Source organism: Thermogutta hypogea, assembly GCF_055386265.1.
The window spans coordinates 3,531,671-3,543,674 of the sequence record NZ_AP042425.1 but is presented as its reverse complement, the minus strand read 5'-3'; the positions used below and the strand labels follow the sequence as shown (position 1 = coordinate 3,543,674).

The window sequence follows — 12,004 nt, the reverse complement described above, 5'->3', positions numbered from 1 at the left end:
TACTAATCATGAGCGAGCGTTTTCCCATGGCCGTCATCTGTCCCCGGTGTGGTGCCGCGTACGACATCACGCTGTTCCAGTTCGGACGTTGCGTGGAATGCGAGTGCGGCGGTTGGCTGGACCTGCGTTCGGGCCACACGTTGCCGCACGGTAGCCGAGCCGAAGGAGGCTTTCCGATGGCCGAGATTCCCGTGGGAAAGGTGTCGCACTACTTCAGCCACTTGCACGTGGCGGCAGTGGAATTGACGGACGGCAGCCTGTCGGTGGGGGACGTCATTCATATCAAGGGCCACACCACCGACTTCGTCCAGCCCGTCACCTCGATCCAGGTCGAGCACCAATCGGTGCAAACCGCCGGACCGGGACAATCGGTGGGAATTGAAGTCCGGGACCATGCCCGAGAACACGACGTCGTCTACAAGGTCGTCGCCGATTGACGGTCCCGACGAGGGCTGGAATGTGCCGGCGTGCGGCGCCCTGACCGATTGGCCCGACTACGAGCTGCTGGATTTCGGCGCCGGGCGTCGGCTGGAGCGATTCGGGCCGTGGATCGTGGATCGCCCGGCCGCCGGTGCCGTGCTGCCCCAGGCGGATCCCGCGCGTTGGGATCGGGCGCATGCCCGCTATCAGGGATCACGGGGCGGACAAGGCGTTTGGCATTGCCGAGAAAGTCTCCCCGACGCGTGGACCGTCGCCTGGCGGGATTTGCGATTCGAGTTGAAGTTGAACCCGTCGGGCCAGGTGGGCCTGTTTCCCGAGCACGCCGTGGATTGGGCCGTCGCCCGTTGGTTGCTGCGGTCCGCCGAGGGGAAACGCATCTTGAACCTGTTCGCCTACACCGGCGGGGCGACGCTGGCCGCCGCCCAAGCCGGAGCCGAGGTCTTCCACGTCGATGCCGCTCGAAACATGGTCGCCTGGGCCGCCCGCAACGCCGAGCTGTCCGGCCTCCGCCATGCCCCCGTCCACTGGATCGTGGAGGACGCCTGGAAGTTCGTCCGCCGCGAATTACGGCGCGGCAACGCATACTTCGGCATCCTGCTCGATCCGCCTTCGTACGGCCACGGACCGCGGGGCGAATCCTTTCAGTTCGCCCGGCATATCTCCTCCCTACTGCAAAGCTGCCTGGACCTGCTGGACGACGAGGGCTTTCTGCTCTTCACGAGTCATACGCCGGGCTTCGGACCGCGGCGGCTGACCGGGCTGCTGCACGATCTCCGCCCCACGCTCTGGCAGACCGGCCGCGTCCGCGTGAAGACCTTGGAGATTCCCGCGGCGACGGGCCGAGCCTTGCCCTGCGGAACGCTGGTCGCCTGGTGGTCCGATCGCTTGGAAAAGCGACTGTCGCAGCCGTCCCCCGATCCCTGAGGCGAAACGCCGTAGACTTCGAATATCCGCCTCCGATGATCGGGAACGGATTGCTCGATCCGAACGCATCGGTTTATAATAGCCTCCGTGCGAGCGATCGCCAGGATCGTCCCGCACGTGCAAGGGTGCGGTCTTCGGGCCGGGAAGTTCGAGCCGCAGGTTGGAGAATGGTCGGGCCGCCATTCGGTGTTTCCGCCGCCGCGCGAAGCCCCGAGACCGATCATGGCCGACCAACGGACGAGTAAATCCAAAGTCTCCCCCACCGCCGCGCCGCCGACTCCTTCGCAAGCGCCGCAACCTTCGCCGGAGTCGCCGACCCATGAGCCGATGAGCGGTTGCCTGCTACGCTTGTACTGGATGATCGGCGGCTTCCTGATCGCGGTATTGTGCGGCGTTTCCGTGGTCAACCATCACGGCGGCTTCTCCTTCGTGGATGTCGTCTATTGGGCCGCCATCCTGGGCATTCCCGCGGCACGCTATGTGGATATGACGAAATTCAACGGGCGCCGAGCGGACGGCGGGCCGATGACCCCCACCGATTGGCGGAGATTCACCCTGGCCGTCATGGTCGCCGGCATCATCGGTTGGGTGCTGATCCACTGGGTGCGATTCCAGGGCCTGCTGTAATCATTCCTGCCGGCATGCGGAGGCGGACGGGGTATCGCTTCTTCTCGGTTCACGCGCCGATCTCGGCCAAATAATCCTGGTACCGTGCCGCGGCTTGAGCGTCGCTGAGCGATGCGGCCATCACGAGCCTGGCGCGCGCCGCGGCCGTTTGCCCCGCCTTCACGTCCTCTCCGAATAGCGAAAGATAGAGGGAGCGGTGCCCTTCTCCGCGATAGGGCGTGGCGACCGCGAAACAATCCCGTTGGGGAGCCATCAACACCGCCACCAACCCGGATTCCGCATCCCTCCGCATGGCGAGGGGAAAGGCGTAGCGCGGCATGATTTGCCACTGCACGGGGTGCGGTTCGTGGAGCCACCGGCCGTCTTGGATCATCGCGGCGGCCTCTTCGTCGCGCGGAAACATCTGCCACACGCCGTACCGCTCCTCGGCGAGCAAGAAGCCCTCGCGACCGCCGGTTTCCGGGCAGGCCGACACGTACACGTAGGGGTCGGCGAATCCTTGGAAGTACGAGGCCAAGAACGACTCGAAGTGTTTCAAGTCTTGGGCGGCCGTGACCGTGGTTACAATATCCAGCGTATCCGGCTTGCTCCAGCGATACAGCACTTGCAAATCGAAGGGGTGGGCGTCGTCGCGCGTCCAGCGTGCGCGAACGGCGCCCTCCTCGACCTCGGCGACCGAACCGGCCCAGTCCCAAGCGGCGACGCCGTAGCGGGCATCGGCATCCAACAGGCGGTAGTGCGAGCACACGCCGTATTGCCGGGCCAAGTCGCGGGTGCTCGAGCGGTGGCGGAGAGGCGACAGGCCGATCGGCCTCCCGCCGGGCCGCAACGCGCCGGACAGCTCTCCCGTCTCGAACGCGAAACCGTCCTCGGCGGCGCGGAAGGCGAGGGCGGAGCCGGCAGCTTCCTCCGTGAAAGCCGCCCGCCGCCCGCCCCAGGCAAGGCCGAGCAGCGCGGCGCCGCAACCCTTCAGCCAGCAACGACGATTCGAATGCCAAGTCGAGTGGAACATCAGGTAAACCTCCGCTGAATCGAGGCAACGCAAGCTGGATACCCGCGGCATGGCACCGCGGAACGCCGTGAGCATATCACCGGCCGGCCATGCTTGCGAGGGCGTCGTCCTCCGCCGGTCAAATCCGGCTCGAGCTTCGCGAGGGACGCCGGTTATCCCCTTCGTTCCTCGCCGACAAAGTCCTTCCGCACACTTGACCTCGGCGGTGGAATGGGCCAAACTCGACGGAGCGTGCCGCCGTGCCGACGCGAGTTCAGCCGTGAGGCGGGCGTCGCCGGATGCCTGCCCGGCCGCGGCTTCGTTCCCCATCGCCGCAGGCGGGCAATCTCCACGGACCGGCATATCTTCCCCCGAGGAGACGACGATCATAGGAGGCTGCATCATGCCTTGGTCGCTATTGCTGTGCGGGCTATGCGGGCTGACGGCGGCGGCCGACGGCCGTCTCAACGCTGAAGACCGTCCGAACGTGGTGTACGTGGTAACCGACGATCAGCGATGGGACGCCATGAGCTGCGCGGGCCACCCCTTCCTCAAGACTCCCAACATGGACCGTCTGGCGGCCGAGGGCGCGCGGTTCGCCAACGCCTTCGTCACAACGTCGCTGTGCTCGCCCAGCCGTGCCTCGTCGCTCTCCGGCGTGTACGCGCACAGCCACGGCGTGATCGACAATTTCACCGACTTTCCACGGGATCTCCCCAGCCTCCAAGGTCAGCTCCGCGCGGCGGGCTACGAGACGGCCTACATCGGCAAGTGGCACATGGGAGAGGACGACGACGCGCCGCGGCCGGACTTCGACTATTGGGCCGGCCACAAGGGACAGGGAAACTACTACGACAACGAGTTCAACATCAACGGCACGCGGCGAAAATTGGAGGGCTACTACACGCACCGCGTCACCGACTTGGCGACGGAATGGCTGCGTCGGCCCCACGATCGCCCCTTCCTCTTAATCCTGGGCCACAAGGCGCCCCACACGCCGTTCACGCCGGAGGAGGCTTATCGTCATATCTTCGACGACGCGGACATCCGCTACCCCGACTCGGCCTTCCAACTGGACGGCAAGCCTGATTGGGTCAAGGAACGCCTGGTGACTTGGCACGGCATTTACGGTCCGCTGTTCGGGTTCCGCGAGAAGTTTCCCGACACGCGGCCGGAAGCCGTAGCCGACTTCGCCCGCTTCGTCCGCAGCTACCTCGCCACGATCGTCTCGGTGGACGACAGCCTGGGCCGAGTGCTGGAAACGTTGAAAGAGACGGGCCGGCTCGATCACACGCTCGTGATCTTCACGTCGGACAACGGCATGCTGTTGGGCGAATACGGCATGACGGACAAGCGCACGATGCACGAGCCGAGCATCCGTGTGCCGCTGTTGGTTCGCTTTCCGCCGCTGGTGCGTCCCGGCACGGTGGTCGACGAAATGGTGCTCAACATCGACTTGGCGCCCAGCGTGCTGGACATCTGCGGCGTGCCGCCGCTGCCCAAGACGCACGGCCGGTCCTGGAAGCCGCTGTTGCAGGGGTCTGCGGCCGATTGGCGCAAGTCCTGGTATTACGAGTACAACTACGAAAAGCAGTTCCCGTACACCCCCAACGTCCGCGGCGTACGCACGGAACGTTACAAGTACGTCCATTACCCGCACGGCGACGGCGCGCCGGACCGTCACCGCGCGGAGTTGTACGACCTGCAAAACGATCCCGGGGAGCGTTACAATCGGATCGACGATCCCGCCTACGCCGCAGTGCTGCAAGAATTGAAAGCCGAGCTGCGGCGCTTGCAGGAAGAGACCGACGCGTTGCCCGATCGCATGCCGCTGGATGAAGGCGTGAAGACGGAGCTGCCCGAGGCCTCCATCCGCTGATCGGCGGCGTCGCGAATCGGCGCTTTTACCCCCGAACGAGAGGTCCCCTAGTGGAATCCTCCTTGGAATCGGCCTTTCCGTAGGACTTCGTAGGAGCCATTGCCATGAACCGGGCGTTCCGATCGACACGGCGTGCGTTTCTGCGTTTAGCCGCGACGGGTGCCGCGGCCTCGGCCGTCCCGATGTGGATACCGCGGAGCGTGCTGGGCGAAGGCTCCCGGCCCGGCGCCAACGACCGCATCACCGTGGGCGTGATCGGAACCGGCGGGCGATCCAACCTGCTGATCGATCAATTGCCGGAGCAGGGACAAATCCTGGCCGTGTGCGATTGCTTCCTGGCACGGGCCCACGACACCAACGCCAAAAAAGGCGAGGGCAAATGGGCCGTCTATCAGGACCACCGCGAGCTCTTGGACCGCAAGGACATCGACGCGGTGATCGTGGGCACGCCGGACCACGCACGGGTGTACGTGTGCATCCACGCCTGTCAGGCGGGTAAAGACATTTACGCCGAAAAACCGCTCACGTTGTGCATCGGTGAAGGCCGGGCCCTGGTCCGCGCCGTCCGCAAATACCAACGCGTGTTTCAGGTCGGAAGCCAACAGCGCTCCATGGCCGTGAACCGGATTGCCTGCGAGTTCATCCGCTCCGGCAAGCTGGGCAAAATCCGCGTGGTTCAAGGGGTCAATTACACGGGGCCGCGGTTCCCCGAGGAATTACCCGAGGAGGAAAAGCCCCAGGACCTGGACTGGGACCGCTGGCTCAACCAAGCTCCCGCCCGGCCGTACAACAAGCAGCTCCATTACGGCTGGATGGCATGGTGGGACTACTCGGGCGGCGAGATGACGAACTGGGGCGCCCACGGCTTGGACCAAGTGCAATGGGCGCTGGGTAAAGACGGCACGGGACCGGTGGACATCCGCCCCCAAGGCCCCGCCAAGGACATGAATGCGCCGGTCCACATGAAGTATGACGACGGTACGCCGCTGCGCCTGGAGCTTTCGGGCGGACCGATGGGCGGAGCCGTTTTCTCCGGCGAGAACGGCCGGATCGAAATCAACCGCAACAAATTCACCTGCAATCCGCCGGACTTGATCCGCGACTTGCCGCCGCAAGAGGAAATCGACAAGTGGCGGGACGAAGTCGCCCTGTGGCAGGCCAAGTATCACATGGAAAACTGGATGGAGTGCATGCGCACGCGAGCATTGCCGGTAGCCGACGTGGAGATCGGCCACCGCTCGATCAGCATCTCCCATCTGGCCAACATCGCGCGCTACCTGGGGCGGCGCCTGCAATGGGATCCCGCCCGAGAGACCTTCATCGGCGACGACGAAGCTAACGCCCTGGTCCTCCGCCCGCGGCGCCCGGGCTACGAATTGCCGGAAGCGTGATCGGAGAGGACGGATCGGCGCGGCGAGCGGCCTTCCGTCAACGACGCCCCGCGTAATCCGCGCCCACCGACCGCTTCGGAACCTCCACGATCATCGGTTGCAGGTCGAAGGGAATATCCACCAGTCGCTTGGGTTGATATCCGACGGAAGAGACTCCCGGCGGTCCGGGCACCGGTTCGGCGGCAAAGGTCTTCATGATGGCCACGATCCGCGGGTCCAGTTCCGTCTTTCCGTCCGCCCGGGGCATGCCCAGCGAATCGAAGCTGCCGACCGTGACGATGCTCACGGCGCGGTCGTGGAATTCGTAGGCCTCGTAGCCCTTGGCGCGGAGTGCGAGCGTTAATTCGTGGGCCCGGCGCGCCGCCTCCACAAGTTTGCTCTCGAACTTGGCTTCGCCCCGCTCGATCGCCCGAATCTTCGCCTGATCGATCACCACCTCGCCCGTAAAATGGGCCACCTGCACCGTGTACCGGCCCGGACAATTCAGCAGGTTGTATTCGTAGCCGTCGTTCAATTCCAGAAGAAACTTGTCCACGCCCTTGGGTTGGAAATACTCATCCGGCAAGAGCGGATTGGCCGTCAAGAACGCATGTCCCATCGGGCCTTTGTGTTTCTTCTCGTTGTCGTCCGTGAGCAGCGATTGCTGGATGGTCCGCAGGGCGGCCAAGGTCCGGGAGGTCGGAGCGTCGGGACGCGCTTCTAGGCACTGCGGGCGGCTGAATTTGATCTTTTGCAAGGTCTGCTGGGCGACCGGATCGTCCACCGACGAGAAGTCGCCCACCAAGACGGCGATCTCGCGAATCTCATTCCCCGCCCGATAACGCCAGGAACTCCGCGACCCTTTGTCGCGGTCCAGCCGGAACTCCTTCTCATACAAGTAGGACTTCAATTTGTACCTTTGCCGCAGCTCCAAGACCAATTCTCGAGCCTGCTCCTCAGCCCGATCCCCGGAAAAGCTGCACGCCATGATAAGCCATGGACCGTTCTTCTCCGTCAGGCGGTAATCTTTTTGCGGGTCCGCGTCGACCTTGGTGAAGGTAAAGAGATTGTCCCAGGGGGCTGCGGCGGCCATGCCCGCGAAAAGCCCCAAAACAACCCCCGCCGTCGGCGCCGCCAAACCGCGCCGGGCGAACGAGCGAAACGCGAACAGTCGATGTGAGAGAGCCATCCTTGGCCTCCTTCCGAGATCGGAATGAGTCGGTTCGATCTTTCAAAGCCGGATGGACGGAATTCGCCGGGCTGCTGCGCGGCGTCATCCGCCGGCACAACACGACCTAGCGATCGTGACGTGCCGCGACCAGGCTAGGGAATCCCTTCCCCGAGGCAAAGTGTAGCGAGAATCGCCGGACTCCGAAAGGCCGGTTCGCCGACAGTGACGTTTCCGCCCGCGGAGCCGATTTTCCGGCGATCACCGGCGAGCCGTGCCGCCCGGCTCAAGTTCCTATCGCGTAAAGCCACCGACTTGTGCGACCGGAGGGATGGTCAAAGCTCCCAGCCGGGGCGATACTCGCGGGTCAATAGGTGCCGGGCGCTCTCGGGCGACACCAGCCGCCCCGTCTCGGGGTCGTACTCCACACGCGAACCGGACCGCAGTGCTATCGTTCCCAGATTGACCGTTTGCGAAATGGCCGACGCGGAGAGGAAGTTGCCGGGCGAGGCCTCTCCCCCGCGGCAAGCCGCTACCCACAGGTCCAAATGCGAACCCCGGTCCGGCACGGCCCGGGCGAATTCTTCGCCCAACGCCTGCCCCAGCGGCGTCTGCTTTCCTTCGGCAAACAGGATCGGATTCTGCCCGGAGAAGCCCGCCAACACGGCGCCGTTCTCCCCGACGAACAGGATCCCCTCAGGAGCCGGTCGCACGCCGGCGGCGTCCAAGGCGTCGGGCAGACGGGGCTTCATGCCGCCGTCGTACCACCACAATTCCAGGCCGTCGCCCGCGGAACCCGGCTCGAAGCGGAAGCGGAACGTACAACCGGCGGGATACGAATAGTCGTTGTGAATGACGCGGCTGACGGTCTTCTCCGTCGTGCAGAGGTGGGTGCCCCAGCCATCCGCAACCACGGCGGGGCCCAAACCCAATTGCTCGAACACCGGCCACAGGCTGTAGATGCCCATGTCGGCCATCGAACCGCCGCCGAAATCGTACCAGCCGCGAAACACGGTATGGGTGTACCACGGGTGATAGGGGCGATCGACGGCCGGGCCGAGCCAGAGATCCCATTGGAAGCCCGGCGGCACGGGCGGGCGGTCCCGCGGAATCTCGGCGTATTGCGGCCAAACCGGGCGATTGGACCAGTTGTGGATTTCGCGGAGCCGGCCGATCACGCCTTGCTTCACCGCGGCGGCGATCCGCGCATTACCCAGACCCGCCCCGTACGCCAACAGATGCGTGGCCTTGCCGGCGGCGGCCGCCGTCGCCAAGACCTTCCGCGTCTCGGTCATGCGGTTGGCCAGCGGCTTATGCATCAAAACATGCTTGCCGCGGTTCATGGCGGCGATGGAGACGGCGGCATGCAAGTGATCCGGCGTCATGACCTTGACGGCGTCCAGGTCGATCTCCTTCTCCAGCAGCTCGCGAAAGTCGGCGTACGCGCGACAGCCGCGGAAGGTTCGGCCCCGCTGCTTGGAGTAATAGGTTTCCACGACGAATCGGCCGACCTCGCGACCGCCGGGGCAGCCGTCCGTCGTTCGCCAATTGGGATCCCCGACCAATCGCCCGATGAGACCGCGGATCTCACCCGCGCCCCATTCCAGGTAGTCGTTGCTATCCGTATTGGGGTCGCAAACCGCCGTGATTTCGAGGGCGGGATGATCCAGTAGGGCCTTCAGCTCGCGAAAGCCCTGCGTGCCCATGCCGATGTGTGCCAGGCGGATTTTCTCGCTAGGCGGAACCTCTCCCGCCCCGCCCAAAACATGGCGCGGGACCAGCGTCGCGGCACCCAGCAAGGAACTTGCCACAAACGTACGCCGAGGCAGAGAGCCGGAAGACATCTTTTTTTCCTCCCTTTTACCCGATGGGAACAGGCTCGCGAACCGACCAACGACGCCGGCGGCGACATCCTCGTCGGCTGCGACCGCTCCCATTATGGCCGCATCGGCGAGACTTCTCCAGCTTACTCGGCTCCCTCGTCGCTCGTGCTTGTAGCCTGTTTCTTCCGCGGTTGCTATAATGCCGTCTGTCCGGGCAACCGGGTTTTCACCCTGCCGAGGGGCGTCCTTCGGCGGGCGATGAAAACGTCGCCCCTGCGAGGAACACGGTTATGGTGTGGCACGAACTCGGGCTATTCGGTCAAGCGATCCCCACCTGGCTCATCGGCGTGGTCCTTGCCGTCATCGGCATCGGCATGCTGTTGATTCTGCTCATCCTGGCGCTCATCTACGGATCGCTCTGGTTCCAGGCCTTCATGTCCAGTGCCCGGGTGAGCATCTGGAGCTTGGTGGGGATGAGTCTTCGCCAGGTGAACGCCGGATTGATCGTCAAGGCGAAGATCATGTCGGTCCAGGCGGGACTCGGCCCGGAGCGGCAAACCGGGATCACGACCCGGCGCTTGGAGGCCCATTATCTGGCGGGCGGGAACGTGATGAACGTGATCATGGCCTTGATCGCGGCTCAGCGCGCCCAGCTTCCCTTGACCTTCGACCAAGCGGCGGCCATCGATTTGGCCGGGCGCGACGTCTTGGACGCCGTCCGTACCAGCGTCTATCCCAAGGTCATCGACTGCCCGGATCCCCGCTCCGGACGCACCATGCTCAGCGCCATCGCCAAGAACGGCGTGGAACTGAAGGTGCGTGCCCGGGTCACGGTTCGCACCAAAATGGAGACGTTGATCGGCGGCGCCACGGAGGAAACCGTCATCGCCCGGGTGGGCGAGGGCATTATCACGTCCATCGGTTCCTCGGAAACGCACCTCCAGGTGCTGGAGAATCCGGACCTGATCTCCAAGGCCGTGCTGAATCGCGGCTTGGATCACGCGACGGCCTTCCAAATCGTCTCGATCGACATCGCGGACATCGACGTGGGGCAGAACATCGGGGCACGGCTCCAGGCCGACCAGGCCGAAGCCGACACCCGCGTCGCCCGCGCCAAGGCCGAAGAGCGCCGCGCCATGGCCATGGCCCGCGCGCAAGAGATGAAGGCCGCCGTGGCTTACAATCGCGCCCAAGTCGTCTTGGCCGAGGCCGAGGTTCCCAAGGCCATGTCGAAGGCCATCCGCGAAGGCCGGTTGGAAGTGCTCGCCTCTCGCAATTGACGGCGAGGATTTGAGGGCGTCGCGGCCCGGAACCCGCGTTGATCGCCGCGCGTTCTACGTTTGTGCGCCTCAATCCGCGAAGCGGAAGGCGTACAGGTCGCCGGATTGCAGGACGAAGCGGATGCGGATCGGCCGACCTGCCAAGGCGGAGACGTCCGGCCCGTCCCGCCACCGCACCGGTTCGGCTAAGGCGTCGCCCCGCAGCGGAACGGCGTCGTTCTCGGCAAAGCCCGGCAGCGGGTTCCCATCAGGCGATTGCAGTTCAATCCGCAGGAAGCCGTCGGGGTGGGTCGCGAAATTGACCGTCAACGTCTTGCCCGAGAACGTCAACGTCTTGGTCCGCAGTTCGGCCGCCGGCACTTCGGCATGGAACGAGACGAAACCGTCCGTGCGATAGACGAAACGCCGCAGACGGCTTGCCGGGCCGGTATAGTAGGCCTCCGTGCCGAATACCGAAAGCTCACGATCCTCCCCCGGCAACGCGAACAACCCCCAGGCCATGTAATTGCTGCGGTTGCCGTCGCGGTCTTGGGGCGCCGTGCGGGGAATCACGGCCTCGGGCCGGCGACGCCAGTGCAACCCGTCGCGACTGGTCATGAAAACCGGTTCCACCTGTTGGCTGTCGGGCAGGAAACGGGTGGGAAAACCAAGCAAGATGTGTTCCGCCCGAAAATACGGGAGCACGGCGTTGGTGTAAAGGTGCTCACGGGGAGCATCGCCGTAATCCAAGTCCCGCCACGGTCCCCACGACAGGAAGTCTTGCGAGGTCGCCGTGCGGATATCGCGAACGCCCTCCTTGAAGATCCGCCAGTAGGCGCGATAACAGCCCGCGTGAGCATCCCAGAACGCCAAGTTCTGGGAGTCGAAAGCACCCTCGGTGATGACCGGGGCATCTTGAATGCGGGACCAATGAATGCCGTCGGGCGACTGAAGGGCCTGGAGACCCCCGCCGTATTCTTTGATCCCTGCAAGGGCCTTATACCGTGCCTCGGGCGGACAGGCCGGATTGGTGTCCTTGAACGGCGTGAAATTGTGGCTGCCGGGGCCCATCCAAACGATATTGTTCTCCGTCGAACCGTCGAATTGGAACAGGCCCAAGCGCGGTTTTTCCCAATGAATCCCATCTCGACTCTCGGCGTAGCAAGTGACTTCAGGATGGGCGGCACGCTTTGTCTCGGTGTCGTAATGACTGCCACGGTAATACATCCGAAAGCGATCCCCGTCGCGAAAGAGCGTAAAATAGGCCGAGGTATTGCCCTCCCACGGCCGATCGGCAACGAGCACCACCTCGCGCGGTTCCGGCCGATGCAGCCGCAAGGTACCGTCCCCGTGGATGGAGTCGATGAGAAAGTCGTCCACCAAGGGCTCCAATCGCGTGCCCAAAGCGACGGGCGGGACGCTTTCCGCCGCCTGCCCGCCCGAAGTCGCGACAACCGCAATCGCCGCAATCATGCAACCAAGCCACGTTTTAACCGAGATCTTCATGGCGTTCTTCCGATCA

The 12,004-nt window shown here is 64.4% G+C and carries 10 protein-coding genes; 6 read left to right on the top strand and 4 right to left on the bottom strand.

Annotated elements, in window-relative coordinates:
• Nucleotides 1–8 precede the first annotated feature (8 nt).
• The 3 genes from ACZ5B4_RS12745 (at nt 9) to ACZ5B4_RS12735 (ending at nt 1,992) form a co-directional block, all read left to right on the top strand.
• Nucleotides 9–437 (top strand): hypothetical protein, encoded by a 429-nt coding sequence (locus ACZ5B4_RS12745; RefSeq protein WP_464911612.1) that lies wholly within the window; start codon nt 9–11, stop codon nt 435–437.
• Nucleotides 394–1,365, top strand: a complete 972-nt coding sequence (locus ACZ5B4_RS12740; RefSeq protein WP_464911611.1) for a class I SAM-dependent methyltransferase — start codon at nt 394–396, stop codon at nt 1,363–1,365. The genes ACZ5B4_RS12745 and ACZ5B4_RS12740 overlap by 44 nt, the downstream gene beginning before the upstream one ends.
• 222 nt (nt 1,366–1,587) lie before the next feature.
• A complete protein-coding gene (locus tag ACZ5B4_RS12735; protein ID WP_464911610.1) occupies nt 1,588–1,992 on the top strand; it encodes a hypothetical protein in 405 nt (134 codons plus the stop codon).
• A gap of 49 nt (nt 1,993–2,041) precedes the next feature.
• Here ACZ5B4_RS12735 and ACZ5B4_RS12730 read toward each other — a convergent pair whose 3' ends face one another.
• The gene (locus ACZ5B4_RS12730) at nt 2,042–3,004 is read right to left on the bottom strand and encodes a hypothetical protein (RefSeq protein WP_464911609.1); all 963 of its coding nucleotides are present in this window, start codon (nt 3,002–3,004) and stop codon (nt 2,042–2,044) included.
• A gap of 382 nt (nt 3,005–3,386) precedes the next feature.
• On the opposite strand from ACZ5B4_RS12730, the gene ACZ5B4_RS12725 reads away from it, so the two are divergent.
• On the top strand, nt 3,387–4,862 hold the full coding sequence (locus tag ACZ5B4_RS12725) for a sulfatase family protein (RefSeq protein ID WP_464911608.1): 1,476 nt from the start codon (nt 3,387–3,389) through the stop codon (nt 4,860–4,862).
• A gap of 104 nt (nt 4,863–4,966) precedes the next feature.
• Nucleotides 4,967–6,253: a Gfo/Idh/MocA family protein gene (locus tag ACZ5B4_RS12720; protein WP_464911607.1), complete on the top strand. Its 1,287-nt coding sequence runs from the start codon at nt 4,967–4,969 to the stop codon at nt 6,251–6,253.
• 37 nt (nt 6,254–6,290) lie between these two features.
• On the opposite strand, the gene ACZ5B4_RS12715 is transcribed toward ACZ5B4_RS12720, so the two are convergent.
• Both ACZ5B4_RS12715 and ACZ5B4_RS12710 read right to left on the bottom strand, forming a co-directional pair.
• Nucleotides 6,291–7,421, bottom strand: coding sequence for a hypothetical protein (locus ACZ5B4_RS12715; RefSeq protein ID WP_464911606.1), 1,131 nt, complete (start codon nt 7,419–7,421; stop codon nt 6,291–6,293).
• Nucleotides 7,422–7,735: 314 nt separating this feature from the next.
• Nucleotides 7,736–9,244, bottom strand: a complete 1,509-nt coding sequence (locus ACZ5B4_RS12710) for a Gfo/Idh/MocA family protein (RefSeq protein ID WP_464911605.1) — start codon at nt 9,242–9,244, stop codon at nt 7,736–7,738.
• A gap of 269 nt (nt 9,245–9,513) precedes the next feature.
• Here ACZ5B4_RS12710 and floA point away from each other — a divergent pair, with 269 nt between their 5' ends.
• The gene (gene floA / locus ACZ5B4_RS12705; protein ID WP_464911604.1) at nt 9,514–10,503 is read left to right on the top strand and encodes a flotillin-like protein FloA; all 990 of its coding nucleotides are present in this window, start codon (nt 9,514–9,516) and stop codon (nt 10,501–10,503) included.
• A gap of 69 nt (nt 10,504–10,572) precedes the next feature.
• Here floA and ACZ5B4_RS12700 read toward each other — a convergent pair whose 3' ends face one another.
• A complete protein-coding gene (locus ACZ5B4_RS12700) occupies nt 10,573–11,988 on the bottom strand; it encodes a hypothetical protein (protein ID WP_464911603.1) in 1,416 nt (471 codons plus the stop codon).
• Between the last annotated feature and the right edge of the window lie 16 nt (nt 11,989–12,004).